We start from the raw sequence: 15,978 nt of genomic DNA on the forward strand, positions 1-15,978 counted from the left end.
TTAGAATAAAAAATGCCGTTCATTGAACGGCATTTTTTATATCTTTATTTTTTTGAAATGACTTAATATGAAAAAAATACTTTTCCCAATTCTATCACTTCTTCTCGTGTTTTCCTGTAATAAAAAGCCAAAAACAACAGAAGGAATCAACTTAAATGAGAAATTCGAGCATTATAAAAAAGGATATGTAACCACTTTATGGGATGTTTATCCAGATTGGGCATCTAGTCAAGGGTATCATAAATTAGATAGCGTATTGGTCGCTTCAGATTCGGTTTACTTAAAAAAGCAGTTAGACTTTGCTCATTCACAACTAGATTCCATTCAAAATTATCCACTAGAGAATCTTTCAGATCCTAATATAATTGATTATTATATTATCAAAAATCAGCTACAAAGCACTATTTTTAAAATAGACAAACTTAAATCCTATCAATGGGATCCCTCTGAATACAATGTATGTAGTGCCTTTGCATCGATATTAAATGGGAAATACGATTCATTGGAGTCTCGATTACATAATTTTAATTTAAAAATGAATGGAATTACGGCCTACTATGAAGCGGCCAAAATAAATATTAAAAATCCAACTTTAGAACATACAGCACTTGCCATTACTCAAAATCTAGGAGGAATTTCTATTTTTGAAAAGGATTTAAATACCGCTTTAAGCAAAAGCAAATTAGGAGATTCAGAGAAGAAAGAAATAAAAGACAAGGCTAAAGTAGCGGTTAACGCAATTGTTACCTATACGGATTGGTTGAAAGATTTAGATAATAAAACACCTCGTTCTTTTAGATTGGGAGCTGATTTGTACAAAGAGAAATTTGAATTAGACATTCAATCGAGTTATAAGGCGGATACCATTTTTAAAAAAGCAGTGGATCATAAAAAGGAGTTGCATCAAAAAATGTATGCTTTGGCCGACAAATTATGGGTAAAATACATGAAAGAAACTCCGAAGCCAACTGATAGTTTATTTCTTATAAAAACCGTAATAGATAAGATTTCGTTACAACATACTACACCTGCTAAGTTTCAGTCGGCTATAGAGAAGCAAATTCCAGAACTGATGGCTTTTGTAAAAGAAAAAGATTTACTTTATATAGATCCGTCAAAACCTTTACTAGTGCGCAAAGAACCGGCTTATATGGCTGGAGTTGCTGGCGCTTCCATTTCGGCACCAGGACCATATGATAAAAATGCAAATACCTATTACAATGTGGGAAGTATGTCTGGTTGGAGCGCTGATAAATCTGAAAGCTACTTAAGGGAATACAATGATTATGTATTGCAAATTCTAAACATTCATGAAGCCATTCCGGGGCATTATACGCAACTGGTCTATAGCAATCAATCCCCAAGTTTGATTAAATCTATTCTGGGTAATGGAGCTATGATTGAAGGTTGGGCTGTATATGCAGAACTGATGATGTTAGAAAATGGCTATAAAAACTCAGATGAAATGTGGTTGATGTATTACAAATGGAATTTAAGAACAACTTGTAATTTAATTTTGGACTATAGTGTACATACTAAAAACATGAGCAAGGAAGAAGCAATGCATTTGTTAGTAGTAGACGCTTTTCAACAACAAGCAGAAGCAGAAGGGAAGTGGAATCGTGTAAGTTTATCGCAAGTTCAATTATGTTCTTATTTTACAGGATATACTGAAATATATGAATTTAGGGAGATGCTAAAAAAAGAACAAGGAGCTCACTTTAATCTAAAAAATTTCCATGAAAAATTTCTGAGCTATGGCAGTTCTCCTGTAAAATTCATAAAAGAACTGATGCTAAAAGACCTTAAAAAATAACTCATTTATGATATGTAGGTAAGTTTTAGAATTCTAAAACTTACCTAAAATCCAATATAGAATTATAAATATAAGAATAGTTCCAAAGCAACCACCACCTAATTTCTTGGCACCATAGCCAGCTAAAATTGTTTTAAAAAAGCCATTCATATCTTTTAGTTTTAATGTTTTCATAAAATTAATAATTTATTGAATACAAAAAAGAAGAACAGTAAATATTGAAACAAATAGCTAAATTTATATAAAAGAAACAGGGAGTTATATTGGTTTATTCTAATTCCATAAAAATTTTCTTTATCAAATTAATCTCTTCTTCATAGATCGTTTTTTTTCGGGTAGCAAAGTATAGAATGTTTTTTAAAGGTGTTTTTCCTTCCCAGATAATCTTTACGGAACCATTTTCTATTTCTTTACGACACAGAAAATCGGGAACCACAGCCAATCCTTTACCACTGCTTAAACAACGGACTATCGAGTTTATGTTTGGAACAATATAATTTGGTCTAAAATCAGGGTATTTATTGAAATTTAACTGCCAAAAACGGCGTAAATGCTCCATGTCTCCAGTAGTTCCATACCATTTTTGTTGTTTTAGCCAAAGTTCCAAGTTTTCAATACTTTGATTTTGTTCAATTTCTTTGAATTCCTCGTTATCAATTTCATTTCCGCCTACAAGAACAATCGTTTCAGATGAAAATGCTTGGTATTCAATCGCATTTTTAATAACCATTTGGGGGGTAATTATTAAATCCAAAATTCCTTTTTCAAGATTTTCTACCATTTCAGGATATTCACCGAATTGGATAATAACATTAAAAGGTAGCGCTGAGATGTACTGCTCTAGTGTAATTTGAAATGTTTCAAAACACATTCCTACACTAATTGTTGGTGTGTTTTTTTCGGTACTTCTTTGAAAATTTTTTTCTGCTTCTTCGAGTTTTGTTAGCGCATCTATTATAAAATTATAAAGGACTTTTCCTTTTTCGGTAGGAATCATTTTTCTTCCAGTCCTGTCAAACAATTTGTAACCTACATAATTTTCAAGAGAACTTAAATGTAAGCTTACGCCAGGTTGCGAAATAAACAAAACTTCGGCTGCATGGGTCAAAGTTCCAGTTTTATATATTGCTTTAAAAGTACGGTACCATTCTAAATTGATCATATTCTATTATAATTATAATACAAAGGTATGAATTAAGTTATTTTTATAATAGTTATGACTGCTTTAAATTTGCATCATAAATTATTCAACAAAATTATGAGAAAAATATTTATAATCAATGGTGGTCAAAAATTTGGTCATTCAGGAGGTCGATTTAATGAAACAATTGCAAATGAAACGGCTTCGTTTTTTCAAAATCATTCGGATTTTGAAATAAGAACTACTAATATTAATGAGGAATATAATCCTGTAATCGAAGTTGAAAACTTTGTGTGGGCGGATGCTATTATATATCATACCCCAATATGGTGGTTTCAATTGCCACATGGTTTTAAAAAGTATATAGATGTTGTTTTTACCGCTGGACATGCCAAAGGAATTTATAGAAGTGATGGGCGATCATCAGAAAACCCAACAATAAACTACGGAACTGGTGGAATGCTTCATGGTAAAAAATACATGATAACTTCATCTTGGAATGCACCTAAAGAAGCCTTTACTTTGCCTGGAGAATTTTTTAATCAACAAAGTGTTGACGATGGAGTTTTATTTGGTTTTCATAGAATGAACGCTTTTACAGGAATGAAACCCTTACAAAGTATTCATTTTCATGATGTTGAAAAAAATGCCGATATTGAAAAAGATCTAAATTTGTATCAAGAACATTTAACTAAACTATTTTTAAATTAATTATGAAAATACATTTAACAGTACTACTTAAAAGTAAAGCAGAAAACATAGAAGAATTAAAAAGTAAATTGAAAGAATTGGTTATTCAATCAAATAAGGAAGTGGCTTGTTTGCAATATGATTTACATCAAAGTAAAAAAGATCCTTCAGTATTTATTTTTCATGAAATTTGGGAAGATCAGGACGGATTAGACATTCATAATAACCAAAGTTACATTAGAGATTTTTTTGCAATATCAAAAACACTTTTACAAGATACGCCTATTGTTCATAGTACTTCAAGGGTAGAGTAGGTAATTAAAAAAAAAGCACTTTTGAAACGTATTCAGAAGTGCTTTTTTCATGGAGAAAATTTTAATTAACGATTGATTAATTTGGCTTTTTCTTTCATAATATCAGCTATTTTTCTATTTTCAATTTTGCTTTCTAGCCAAGAAATAATATCTAAGTAGAGAAAGGCTCTTTTTTCATAAGTGTTTTTTTCCAATTCAATAAAACGTTCTCTCATTTTTATAAATTCCTTTTTAATATCACCTGGATATAATGAATTTAAATTCTTCAAAAATCGAATAATTTCTTTTTGCACTTCATGCAAATCATTCATTTTTAATAAGAATTTATAAGTTGATTTTAATTGAGTTTCTAAATTAAAGTCTTTACCCATTTCATAATGAACTATCAAATAAAGCAAACGCGCAAAGCACATCAAATCTTCACGCATGATAAGATTCTTATTGTTTATTATTTTTTCCAAATAGTAAATTGATTCTGCATACTTTTCTGTACCAAAATAAATACAAGCAATTTTATAATAAAACATCATTTCGTGATGTTCATCAAGGTGTTCATTGTGAATTTGAATTTTTTCCAAAATCTCTGGAATTAAGTATTCACTTTCATCAAATGTACCTTCTAGAATATGATAGTTTAATTTATTATTATATAAATACAAAAAAGAAAGAGATGCAATATTGTCATTTACTGGAAAACGAGAATCATGAATTGTTTCTTCTAATAAATCAAGGTATTTTTTAAACTTTGATTTGTATTTCAACATGAAAAATGATTCTAATAAATAATGGTTTCCTTTTAGGAAAAAGACAGGATTTAAAAAAATCATATTGGGATTGTCGTAGAAAAGAGTTACCCATTTATAAGCATATTTATAACTGGCTAAAAAATCTTGAACTAAAAAACTACGCCATAGATTCGCATTGTAAAACCAATATTTTTCACGAAAGCCAAATTTGTTTTCATCAAATTTAGAAATGTGTTTATTAAAATAATCGTCTATATATTTGTATTCTTCATCACTTTTCACGTATCCAGTTTTAAGCATGATACCATAGAGTTGCAAAGATAAATTAGACAATTTACTGGAAATAGTATTGCGATAATTCAGTTCTTTGGCTTGAATTACTAATTCATCTGCACGTCCTTGAATACTTCGGGTGATATATTGGGATTCGATTAGTTTCTCAAATTCAACAATTTCAAAAGCCATGTATTTTTCATCATTTTCAATGGCTTGTTGTTTTGTTTTATCTAATATTTTTAGACTTTGTTTGTAAAGTCCTTTGTTGTAAAGAATTGCAGCGAAATCAATTTGCTCCCTTAATTGATAACGAATGTTTTGGCTAGGGATGTTCAGTCTAATGCTTACTAAAATTTGCTTATATAAATAGGACTTGAGATTTGATAATTGTACTTTTTTAATAATCCCACTTTTCAAAATAAGTTTCTCATCATAGACTTCAGATTTGTCTAAAATGTTAAATAATTCTATGAACTTTGTATTTGAACTCGTCTCAAGTCTGCTAGCAAATATCTTAAATTGTCTTTTTTCAGACTTTGAAAGGGATTTTATTAGTACAAATAAGAAATCTTTTTGATGGTTAGCCATTGTAAAATATAGAAGCTTAATTAGTTGTTTTTCAGTTACTTACAAAGTATTTGTATGCTTTATAAGCAGTATATTTCATTAAATTGAGTTTTATTTTAAAGTAATGAAATCTATTTTTGTTATCGAGATGTGAAATTACATTAAATAAATGAAAATGAATAGAGAGAAAGTTCAAATTTTTGATACCACTTTAAGAGATGGAGAACAAGTCCCTGGATGTAAATTAGACACCAATCAAAAACTAATTATAGCAAATAGATTAGATGAAATGGGTGTTGATATTATAGAAGCTGGGTTTCCTGTTTCAAGCCCAGGTGATTTTTTATCTGTTTCTGAAATCAGTAAAGTTGTTAAAAACGCTACTGTTTGTGGATTAACTAGAGCTGTTAAGAATGATATTGATGTTGCAGCAGCGGCTTTAAAATATGCAAAAAAACCTCGTATCCATACTGGTATTGGTACATCGAATTCACATATAATCCATAAACTCAATACAACAAGAGAAGATATTATTATAAGAGCAAAATTTGCAGTTTCTCATGCTAAATCATATGTAGAAGATGTTGAGTTTTACGCTGAGGATGCAGGTAGAACGGACAATGATTTCTTAGCTCGAGTCTGTGAGGAAGTGATTAAATCCGGTGCTACTGTATTGAATATTCCGGATACAACAGGATATTGCTTACCAGAAGAATATGGTGCTAAAATAAAATATTTAAGAGAGAATGTTAAAGGAATTGAAAATGTAATTCTGTCCTGTCATTGTCATAATGACTTGGGAATGGCAACAGCAAATTCTATTTCAGGAGCAATAAATGGAGCTAGACAAATTGAATGTACTATAAATGGAATTGGGGAAAGAGCTGGAAACACAGCACTTGAAGAAGTGGTAATGATTTTTAAACAACATCCTTACTTAAATTTATATACTGATATTGACACAAAACAATTAAACGAAATGAGTCGTTTAGTTTCTGAAAGTATGGGTATGATTGTTCAGCCGAATAAAGCGATTGTAGGAGCCAATGCTTTTGCTCACAGTTCTGGAATTCATCAAGATGGTGTGATTAAGAACAGAGCAACATATGAAATCATGGATCCACTTGAAGTTGGTGTAAATGAATCTTCAATTGTATTGACTGCCAGAAGTGGAAGAGCAGCATTAGCTTATAGAGCAAAAAAAGTAGGTTATGAACTTACTAAAGTGCAATTGGATATTATATATATCGAATTTTTAAAATTTGCTGATATTAAAAAAGAAGTTTTAGATGATGATATTCATCAAATTATTGAAGCGTGTAAAATACAAAGTGATTTAATCAGAAATTAATAATCTTTATACCTAATCATATGATAAAATTAAAAATAGCCGTATTAGCTGGTGATGGTATAGGACCAGAGGTAATTTTACAAGCCAAAAAGGCATTAGGTGCTATTGCTTTAGTATTTGGTCATGAATTCACTTTTGAAGATGCTTTAATTGGGGCCGTTGCTATTGAGAGAACTGGAAAACCATTACCAGATCAAACTTTAAATTTGTGTAAAAATACAGATTCAATTTTGTTTGGTGCCATTGGCGATCCTATGTATGATAATAATCCAGAATCTAAAATACGTCCTGAGCAAGGTTTATTAAAACTGCGTAAGGAATTGGGTTTATATGCGAATATTAGGCCTATAAAAGCATATCCAAAATTAATGGATGCATCTCCTATTAAAAAAGAAATTCTTCAGGGAACGGATTTTGTCATTTATAGAGAATTAAATGGAGGAATGTATTTTGGTGAAAAGAAAACAAATGAAGAGGGAACATATGCTTCTGACCTTTGTGAATATAATGAAGATGAAATTTCTAAAATAACACATCTAGCCTTCAAATCGGCTCAAGAAAGACGCAAAAAAGTAACATTAGTTGATAAAGCTAACGTATTAGAAACATCCCGTTTATGGAGAAAAGTAGTTCAAAGAATTGCAAAAGATTATCCAGATGTAACTTTAGAGTTTTTATATGTAGATAATGCAGCAATGCAATTAATCTTAAATCCGAGACAATTTGATGTATTACTAACTGACAATTTATTTGGTGATATATTATCTGATGAAGCTAGTGTAATTGCAGGTTCTAAGGGACTTATGTCATCTGCATCAGTAGGTGAAAAATACTCGCTTTTTGAACCGATTCACGGAAGTTATAATGAAGTAAAAAATAAAAATTGTGCCAATCCAATTGCTTCAATATTATCAGCTGGAATGTTATTAGAACATTTTGGACTTGTAAAAGAATCAGTAGCTGTTTTTGAAGCAGTAGAAAAAGCAATAGTTAATCAAATTGTTACAATTGATTTAAAAGTGAATTCTAAATTTGGTACTAATGAAGTGGGTGATTATATCGCAAATTACATACTTAGTAAAGGTGATTTATATTTTAAAATGGATAATGTGAATTTAGGGCAATCAACAATTGTATAGCTTTAAAAATTAAATTAAAAAAACATATACAAATAGACATATATAATGGAATTAAATAAATATAGTAAAACCATAACTCAAGATGAAACGCAACCAGCTTCTCAAGCTATGTTGTATGGAATAGGTTTAACAGAAGAAGATTTAAAGAAAGCACAAGTTGGAATTGTAAGTATGGGGTATGAAGGAAATACCTGTAATATGCACCTAAACGATTTGGCTAAAGATATAAAAACAGGGGTTTGGGCAGCTGATTTAGTTGGTTTGATTTTTAATACTATTGGTGTAAGTGATGGTATCTCTAATGGTAATGAAGGAATGCGTTTTTCATTGGTTTCTAGAGATGTAATTGCTGATTCTATTGAAACAGTTATGGGGGCACAATGGTACGATGGTATGATTGCAGTTCCTGGTTGCGATAAAAATATGCCAGGCGCTTTAATGGCTATGGGTAGAGTAAATCGCCCTTCTATTATGGTTTACGGTGGATCAATTCATCCAGGAAAGTGGAAAGGAGAAGATTTGAATATTGTTTCGGCTTTTGAAGCATTAGGAAAAAAATTCAGCAACACCATTACACCAGAAGATTTTAAAGGAGTAATTCAAAATTCTTGTCCAGGTGCAGGTGCATGTGGTGGTATGTATACTGCAAACACGATGTCATCAGCAATAGAAGCTTTAGGAATGAGTTTGCCATATAGTTCTTCTAATCCTGCTTTGAGTCCAGAAAAGAAACAAGAATGTGCTGATGCTGGTCGCGCCATCAGAATATTATTAGAAAAAGATATTAAGCCTAGAGACATCATGACTCGTAAAGCATTTGAAAATGCTATTACAATAGTTGCTGTTTTAGGAGGTTCTACAAATGCGGTAATGCATTTAATTGCAATGGCGCATTCAGTTGATATTGAAATTACTTTAAAAGATTTCCAAGATATTAGTGATAAAACTCCATTGCTAGCTGATTTAAAACCAAGTGGTAAATATTTAATGGAAGACTTACATAATGTAGGTGGTGTTCCAGCAGTAATGAAATATTTATTGAAAGAAGGTTTCTTACATGGTGACTGTTTGACAGTAACAGGGAAAACTATAGCGGAGAATTTAGCATCAGTCCCTAATTTAAATGATGGTCAAGATGTAATACATGAAATTCATAAAGCATTAAAACCAACAGGAAATATTCAAATTTTATACGGAAATCTTGCAGAAGAGGGTTGTGTAGCCAAAATTAGTGGTAAAGAAGGAGAATATTTTGAAGGAACAGCGATAGTTTATGAAAATGAATTCGATGTAATTACAGGGGTACAAGCCGGAGAAGTTAAACCGGGTAATGTAGTCGTCATTAGGTATTGTGGTCCAAAAGGAGGCCCTGGAATGTCAGAAATGCTTAAACCAACATCAGCGATTATGGGAGCTGGTTTAGGAAGTTCAGTTGCTTTAATTACTGATGGTAGATTCTCTGGTGGTTCACATGGTTTTGTTGTAGGACATGTTACTCCCGAAGCTTTTGAGGGTGGAGGTATAGCTCTCGTCAAGGACGGTGATACTATTACTATCGATGCTGTGAAAAACACTATTAATCTAAAAATAACAGAGGATGAGTTTGCAGCTCGAAAAGCAAGTTGGGTTCAACCTGCTTTAAAAGTGAATAAGGGAGTTTTACTGAAATATATACGATCAGTTTCAAGTGCATCTGAAGGATGTGTTACTGATAAATAATTTACAAAAAAAAAGTGGAATAGTTTGAATTTACTATCTCTCATTTCACTTCGAAAACAATATATATAACCAATGGGAACAAATAAAATATCAGGCGCCGAAGCCGTTATTAGATGCTTATTAGAAGAAGGAGTAGATTTGGTTTATGGTTACCCAGGTGGTGCTATAATGCCAGTTTATGACGAATTATATAAATTTAAAGATCAATTACATCACGTTTTAGTTCGTCATGAACAAGGTGCTACTCATGCTGCTCAAGGTTTTGCAAGAGCTACTGGAAAAGTGGGTGTTGCTATTGCAACTTCAGGACCAGGAGCGACAAACTTGGTAACAGGAATTGCCGATGCTCAAATTGATTCAACACCTATGGTGTGTATTACAGGTCAAGTAGGAAAACATTTATTGGGTTCAGATGCTTTTCAAGAAACAGATATTATTGGGATTTCGACTCCGGTAACTAAATGGAATTACCAAATTACTGAAGCCTCTGAGATTCCAGAAATCATGGCAAAAGCATTTTATATTGCTAGATCTGGGCGTCCAGGACCTGTTTTAATAGACATTACAAAAAATGCTCAATTCGATGAATTTGAATTCAGTTATAAAAAATGTACCGGAATTAGAAGTTATGTTGCTGTTCCAAAATTAAAATTAAAAAAAGTGGAAGCTGCTGCTGCTTTAATTAATAGTGCTAAAAAACCATTTATCGTTTTTGGTCAAGGAATTATTCTTGGTCAAGCCGAAGAGTTGTTAAAAGCATTTATTGAAAAATCAGGGATTCCTGCTGCTTGGACTATTCTAGGTCTTTCAGCTTTACCTACCGATCATGCATTAAATGTGGGTATGTTAGGAATGCATGGAAATTATGGTCCAAATGTATTGACTAACGAATGCGATGTTTTAATTGCTCTAGGGATGCGATTTGATGATCGTGTAACTGGAAATTTAGAAACGTATGCTAAACAAGCAAAAGTAATTCACTTTGATATTGATCCTGCTGAAATTGACAAAAATGTAAAAACTGAAGTAGCTGTTTTAGCTGATATCAAAGAATCTTTGGCTGCAATTATACCTTTAATTGAAGAGAAAAAACATGAGTCTTGGCATAATGAATTCAAAAAATTATATCAAATAGAATTAGATACCGTAATCAATGATGAGTTAAAACCAAAGAAAGAAGGAATTTCTATGGGAGAAACTATTGAAATGATAAATAAACATTCTAAAGGAGATGCAATTATAGTTCCAGACGTAGGTCAGCATCAAATGTTTGCTTGTCGTTACGCTAAATTTAATAATTCTAAAAGTATTATTAATTCAGGTGGATTAGGAACAATGGGATTTGCACTACCTGCGGCAATTGGTGCTAAAATGGGAATGCCAGAACGTGAAGTAGTAGCAATTATAGGAGATGGTGGTTTTCAAATGACAATTCAAGAATTAGGAACTATTTTTCAAACGAAAGTTCCTGTGAAAATTGTAGTCTTGAACAATGAATTCTTAGGAATGGTTCGTCAATGGCAACAATTGTTCTTTGATAAAAGATATGCTTCTACAGAAATGATAAATCCTAATTTTATAGCTATTGCAGAAGGGTATTATATCAAAGCAAAAAAAGTAACTAAAAGAGAAGATTTAGATGCAGCTGTAGCCGAAATGATGGCTTCAAAAGAATCGTACTTCCTTGAAGTTATGGTAGAAAAAGAAAATAATGTATTCCCAATGATTCCAACAGGAGCTTCTGTTTCTGATATCAGATTAAGTTAATATTATGGAAAATCAAACATTCACTATTTCTGTTTATTCAGAAAATAACGTTGGGCTATTAAATAGAATATCAGGGATATTCTTAAAGCGCCATATTAATATATTGAGTTTAAATGTTTCAGAATCAGAAATTGAATCTGTATCTCGATTTATTATTGTAGTCAATACTACTGAAAAGTGGGTTCAGAATATTGTAGGTCAAATAGAGAAGCAAATTGAAGTTATTAAAGCATTTTATCACATTGATGAAGAAACTATTTTCTTAGAAAATGCTTTGTTTAAAATAGAATCTAGTTTATTATTTGACGAAAGACAAATTCAAAATATTATAAAAGATAGTAATTCTGAAATAGTTACAGTTTCAAGAGACTTTTTTGTGATTTCAAAATCAGGAAAACGTTCTGAAATTGAAGAGTTATATCAAAATTTAAAACCTTTCGGAATCATGCAGTTTGTGCGTTCAGGAAGAATATCGATTTCCAAAGAAAAAATGGAAATTTCAGCATTATTAGAAGAATTAAAACAAAAATAAAAATTAAAAAATGGCAAATTATTTCAATTCATTACCACTTAGATTACAATTAGAACAATTAGGCGTTTGCGAATTCATGGATCAATCAGAATTTGCTAATGGAATCGAAGCTTTAAAAGGTAAAAAAGTAGTTATTGTTGGTTGTGGAGCTCAAGGTTTAAATCAAGGTTTGAACATGAGAGATTCAGGTTTAGATATTTCATATGCATTACGTGCAGAAGCTATTGCTCAAAAAAGAGCTTCTTTCATGAATGCTGCTGATAACGGTTTTAACGTAGGGACATATGAAGAATTAATCCCAACTGCTGATTTAGTTTGTAATCTTACTCCAGATAAACAACATACTGCAGTTGTAACTGCTATCATGCCATTGATGAAACAAGGTTCCACTTTAGCCTATTCTCATGGTTTTAATATCGTAGAAGAAGGAATGCAAATTCGTAAAGACATTACGGTTATTATGTGTGCTCCAAAATGTCCAGGTTCAGAAGTGCGTGAAGAATATAAAAGAGGTTTTGGTGTTCCAACATTAATTGCTGTTCATCCTGAGAATGACCCAAACGGTTTTGGTTTAGATCAAGCTAAGGCTTATGCTGTTGCTACAGGTGGAAACAGAGCAGGAGTATTGCGTTCATCATTTGTAGCTGAAGTAAAATCAGACTTAATGGGAGAACAAACTATTCTATGTGGATTGTTACAAACGGGTTCTATTTTATGTTTTGATAAAATGGTAGCTGAAGGAATTGATGCAGGATATGCTTCAAAATTAATTCAGTACGGATGGGAAACAATTACTGAAGGATTGAAATATGGTGGAATTACAAACATGATGGATAGATTATCTAATCCAGCTAAAATTGCTGCTTTCAATGCGTCAGAAGAATTAAAAGATATTATGCGTCCATTGTTTCAAAAACACATGGATGATATTATCTCTGGTCACTTTTCTAAAACAATGATGGAAGACTGGGATAATGATGATAAAAACTTGTTAGCTTGGAGAGCAGCTACAGGAGATACAAACTTTGAAAAAACACCAGCTGGAGACATTGTAATCTCTGAACAAGAATACTATGATAATGGAGTATTAATGGTAGCAATGGTTAAAGCAGGAGTAGAATTAGCATTTGAGGCTATGACTGATTCAGGAATTATTGAAGAGTCTGCATATTATGAGTCATTACACGAAACTCCATTAATAGCTAATACTATTGCAAGAAAGAAATTATTCGAAATGAACCGTGTAATTTCTGATACAGCTGAGTACGGATGTTATTTATTTGATCACGCTTGTAAGCCATTAATAGCTGATTACGTAAAAAATGCACCATCTAACTTAGTGGGTCGCCCATTCAACGATGGAAACAACGGAGTTGATAACAAACAATTAATCGAAGTTAATAGCATAATTAGAAATCATCCAGTTGAAGAAGTAGGAGCTTGGTTAAGAGAATCAATGACGGCTATGAAAAAAATAGTATAGATTAAAATTAGGAATTGCCGCACATGAGGGTGTGTTGGGATTGGCACTGTATCATTTATTTTTCATGTATTTTGAATTAGTAAACAACTTATTAAAACTTAATGATCAATATGGTTGCTTATTACATTCACTTAACTGGTTTGATAATTAGTTAAGTGGAGTAATTCCTTTTTAATTAAAAAAATAAAGATTTAAATCAATTTAAAATTGATTGATTCAAAGATTATAGTAGCGAAAGTGGTGTATTATATTTAATTATTTTGAATAGTGGAATGTTATAAATGCAACATATTTTTGTATTATTAATTTAATTGTTACAATTATTGTTAATTAAAAAAAGGCGAAGTAAACTATTTACTTCGTCTTTTTTGCGTTTACTGTTTTATTGGAATTGTACAGTTTTTAAGGTATCTTTAAAAAAACACCTGTTTTAATTATTTATGTGTAATTTACCCTGATAATTAATCAAATAAAAAATTTTTGGAATAGAGTGAGATTTAATACTTTTATAAAAAAATATATCCCATGAGTTATTATAAGATCGAAAATTTAGAGCAATACTTCAAACATTATAACAAATCTGTTCGAGAACCCCGAAAATTTTGGGGTAAGATAGCGGAAGAGAATTTTACATGGTATCAACAATGGGATAAAGTTGTGGAATTTAATATGGCCGAAGCAGATATAAAATGGTTTACTGAAGCAAAGCTAAATATGACCAAAAATTGTATCGATAGACACCTAAATAAAAGAGGAGAAAAAACTGCTATAATTTTTGAACCCAATAACCCCGATGAAGAGGCATTGCACATAACCTATAATGAATTGCATCAACGTGTTTGTAAAATGGCAAATGTTTTGCGTGAACAAGGAATAAAAAAAGGGGATCGGGTTTGTATCTATTTACCAATGATTCCTGAATTAGCAGTTTCAGTTTTAGCTTGTGCAAGAATTGGTGCTATCCATTCAGTTATTTTTGCAGGATTTTCATCTTCTGCAGTAGCAAATAGAATAATTGATAGTGAAAGTAAAATGGTTATTACTTCTGATGGAGGTTACCGTGGAAATAAAACTATTGAATTAAAAGGAATAATTGATGAAGCATTAGAAAATTGTCCCTCTGTAGATACGGTATTGGTTGTTCAAAGAACAAATACTGAAATTAAAATGAAACAAGGTAGAGACATTTGGTTGCAACCCTTGTTGGATATTGCCTCTGATAATTGTGTTGCAGAAATAATGGATTCCGAAGATCCTTTATTTATTCTATATACTTCTGGTTCTACTGGAAAACCAAAAGGGATGGTCCATACAACCGCTGGTTATATGGTTCATACAGCCTATACTTTTAAAAATGTTTTTAATTACGAAGAAAATGATGTTTTTTGGTGTACAGCTGATATAGGTTGGATTACGGGACATTCTTACATCCTTTATGGACCACTTTTAAACGGTGCTACAACAGTTATTTTTGAAGGAATTCCATCTTATCCTGATTTTAGTCGCTATTGGGAAACAATAAAAAAACACAAAGTAACACAATTTTATACCGCTCCAACTGCCATTCGCTCTTTGGCAAAAGAGAGTCTAGAATACGTTCAAAAATATGATTTAGATACATTAAAAGTGATTGGTTCTGTCGGTGAACCCATAAACGAAGAAGCTTGGCATTGGTTTAATGATCATGTAGGTGGGAAACGTTGTCCTATCGTAGACACTTGGTGGCAAACTGAAACAGGCGGAATCATGATTTCTCCTTTGGCATTTGTTACTCCTACAAAACCAACCTATGCTACACTTCCATTACCAGGAATTCAGCCGGTATTAATGGATGACAAGCGAAATGAAATTGAAGGAAACCAAGTAGTTGGAAGTTTATGTATCAAGTTTCCATGGCCAGGAATTGCACGAACAATATGGGGTAATCATCAACGATATATAGACACTTATTTCTCGGAATACCCAGGTAACTTTTTCACTGGTGACGGCGCTTTACGTGATGAAGTAGGGTATTATAGAATTACAGGCCGTGTTGATGATGTAGTTATTGTTTCGGGACACAATCTAGGGACAGCTCCTATTGAAGATGCCATTAATGAGCATCCTGCAGTGGCAGAAAGTGCTATAGTAGGATTTCCACATGATGTAAAAGGGAATGCTTTATGTGGTTATGTTATTTTGAAAGAAACAGGAGAAATTAGAAATAAAGAAAACCTTTTCAAAGAAATCAATCAACACATTTCAGATCACGTAGGACCAATTGCCAAATTGGATAAAATACAATTTGTTTCTGGTTTGCCAAAAACTCGTTCTGGTAAAATTATGCGTCGAATTCTTAGAAAAATAGCTGCTGGTGATTTTACTAATTTCGGTGACACCTCTACATTATTAAATCCTGAAATTGTAGAAGAAATTATAAATGAAATAAAATAAAATA

The 15,978-nt window shown here is 31.8% G+C and carries 13 protein-coding genes; 10 read left to right on the forward strand and 3 right to left on the reverse strand.

Features of this window, described 5'->3' with window-relative positions:
• The first annotated feature begins 67 nt into the window (after positions 1–67).
• Complete coding sequence (locus AB3G39_RS10230) at positions 68–1,816, forward strand: DUF885 domain-containing protein (RefSeq protein WP_369765096.1); 1,749 nt, start codon at positions 68–70, stop codon at positions 1,814–1,816.
• A 33-nt stretch (positions 1,817–1,849) separates the two neighbouring features.
• Here AB3G39_RS10230 and AB3G39_RS10235 read toward each other — a convergent pair whose 3' ends face one another.
• The gene (locus tag AB3G39_RS10235; RefSeq protein ID WP_369754114.1) at positions 1,850–1,990 is read right to left on the reverse strand and encodes a hypothetical protein; all 141 of its coding nucleotides are present in this window, start codon (positions 1,988–1,990) and stop codon (positions 1,850–1,852) included.
• A gap of 94 nt (positions 1,991–2,084) precedes the next feature.
• On the reverse strand, positions 2,085–2,978 hold the full coding sequence (locus tag AB3G39_RS10240) for a LysR family transcriptional regulator (protein ID WP_369753813.1): 894 nt from the start codon (positions 2,976–2,978) through the stop codon (positions 2,085–2,087).
• A 96-nt stretch (positions 2,979–3,074) separates the two neighbouring features.
• On the opposite strand from AB3G39_RS10240, the gene AB3G39_RS10245 reads away from it, so the two are divergent.
• Positions 3,075–3,668: an NAD(P)H-dependent oxidoreductase gene (locus AB3G39_RS10245; RefSeq protein WP_367753126.1), complete on the forward strand. Its 594-nt coding sequence runs from the start codon at positions 3,075–3,077 to the stop codon at positions 3,666–3,668.
• Between the two features lie 2 nt (positions 3,669–3,670).
• Positions 3,671–3,961 (forward strand): putative quinol monooxygenase, encoded by a 291-nt coding sequence (locus tag AB3G39_RS10250; protein WP_369753811.1) that lies wholly within the window; start codon positions 3,671–3,673, stop codon positions 3,959–3,961.
• A 65-nt stretch (positions 3,962–4,026) separates the two neighbouring features.
• On the opposite strand, the gene AB3G39_RS10255 is transcribed toward AB3G39_RS10250, so the two are convergent.
• The gene (locus AB3G39_RS10255) at positions 4,027–5,571 is read right to left on the reverse strand and encodes a hypothetical protein (RefSeq protein ID WP_367753122.1); all 1,545 of its coding nucleotides are present in this window, start codon (positions 5,569–5,571) and stop codon (positions 4,027–4,029) included.
• Between the two features lie 154 nt (positions 5,572–5,725).
• On the opposite strand from AB3G39_RS10255, the gene AB3G39_RS10260 reads away from it, so the two are divergent.
• The 7 genes from AB3G39_RS10260 to acs all read left to right on the forward strand — a co-directional run bounded on the left by AB3G39_RS10260 (position 5,726) and on the right by acs (position 15,974).
• The gene (locus tag AB3G39_RS10260; RefSeq protein WP_369753810.1) at positions 5,726–6,901 is read left to right on the forward strand and encodes a 2-isopropylmalate synthase; all 1,176 of its coding nucleotides are present in this window, start codon (positions 5,726–5,728) and stop codon (positions 6,899–6,901) included.
• A 23-nt stretch (positions 6,902–6,924) separates the two neighbouring features.
• On the forward strand, positions 6,925–8,040 hold the full coding sequence (gene leuB / locus AB3G39_RS10265; protein ID WP_369766279.1) for a 3-isopropylmalate dehydrogenase: 1,116 nt from the start codon (positions 6,925–6,927) through the stop codon (positions 8,038–8,040).
• Between the two features lie 45 nt (positions 8,041–8,085).
• Entirely contained in the window at positions 8,086–9,759 is a 1,674-nt protein-coding gene (gene ilvD, locus AB3G39_RS10270; protein ID WP_369765097.1) for a dihydroxy-acid dehydratase, read from the forward strand.
• Positions 9,760–9,831: 72 nt separating this feature from the next.
• Positions 9,832–11,526 (forward strand): biosynthetic-type acetolactate synthase large subunit, encoded by a 1,695-nt coding sequence (gene ilvB / locus AB3G39_RS10275; protein WP_369765098.1) that lies wholly within the window; start codon positions 9,832–9,834, stop codon positions 11,524–11,526.
• A 4-nt stretch (positions 11,527–11,530) separates the two neighbouring features.
• A complete protein-coding gene (ilvN, locus tag AB3G39_RS10280) occupies positions 11,531–12,058 on the forward strand; it encodes an acetolactate synthase small subunit (RefSeq protein WP_367753114.1) in 528 nt (175 codons plus the stop codon).
• Between the two features lie 10 nt (positions 12,059–12,068).
• Positions 12,069–13,541, forward strand: coding sequence for a ketol-acid reductoisomerase (ilvC, locus tag AB3G39_RS10285; RefSeq protein ID WP_367769946.1), 1,473 nt, complete (start codon positions 12,069–12,071; stop codon positions 13,539–13,541).
• Positions 13,542–14,066: 525 nt separating this feature from the next.
• Positions 14,067–15,974: an acetate--CoA ligase gene (acs, locus tag AB3G39_RS10290; protein WP_367769943.1), complete on the forward strand. Its 1,908-nt coding sequence runs from the start codon at positions 14,067–14,069 to the stop codon at positions 15,972–15,974.
• The last annotated feature ends 4 nt before the right edge of the window (positions 15,975–15,978 follow it).

It is taken from the genome of Flavobacterium sp. WC2416 (assembly GCF_041200095.1).
GTDB lineage: Bacteria > Bacteroidota > Bacteroidia > Flavobacteriales > Flavobacteriaceae > Flavobacterium.

Bases quoted from the DNA above. Each gene is read 5' to 3' on its own strand.
- AB3G39_RS10230 (WP_369765096.1), top strand. From the start codon at position 68: ATGAAAAAAATACTTTTCCCAATTCTATCACTTCTTCTCGTGTTTTCC.
- AB3G39_RS10235 (WP_369754114.1), bottom strand. From the start codon at position 1,990: ATGAAAACATTAAAACTAAAAGATATGAATGGCTTTTTTAAAACAATT.
- AB3G39_RS10240 (WP_369753813.1), bottom strand. From the start codon at position 2,978: ATGATCAATTTAGAATGGTACCGTACTTTTAAAGCAATATATAAAACT.
- AB3G39_RS10245 (WP_367753126.1), top strand. From the start codon at position 3,075: ATGAGAAAAATATTTATAATCAATGGTGGTCAAAAATTTGGTCATTCA.
- AB3G39_RS10250 (WP_369753811.1), top strand. From the start codon at position 3,671: ATGAAAATACATTTAACAGTACTACTTAAAAGTAAAGCAGAAAACATA.
- AB3G39_RS10255 (WP_367753122.1), bottom strand. From the start codon at position 5,571: ATGGCTAACCATCAAAAAGATTTCTTATTTGTACTAATAAAATCCCTT.
- AB3G39_RS10260 (WP_369753810.1), top strand. From the start codon at position 5,726: ATGAATAGAGAGAAAGTTCAAATTTTTGATACCACTTTAAGAGATGGA.
- ilvD (WP_369765097.1), top strand. From the start codon at position 8,086: ATGGAATTAAATAAATATAGTAAAACCATAACTCAAGATGAAACGCAA.
- ilvB (WP_369765098.1), top strand. From the start codon at position 9,832: ATGGGAACAAATAAAATATCAGGCGCCGAAGCCGTTATTAGATGCTTA.
- ilvN (WP_367753114.1), top strand. From the start codon at position 11,531: ATGGAAAATCAAACATTCACTATTTCTGTTTATTCAGAAAATAACGTT.
- ilvC (WP_367769946.1), top strand. From the start codon at position 12,069: ATGGCAAATTATTTCAATTCATTACCACTTAGATTACAATTAGAACAA.
- acs (WP_367769943.1), top strand. From the start codon at position 14,067: ATGAGTTATTATAAGATCGAAAATTTAGAGCAATACTTCAAACATTAT.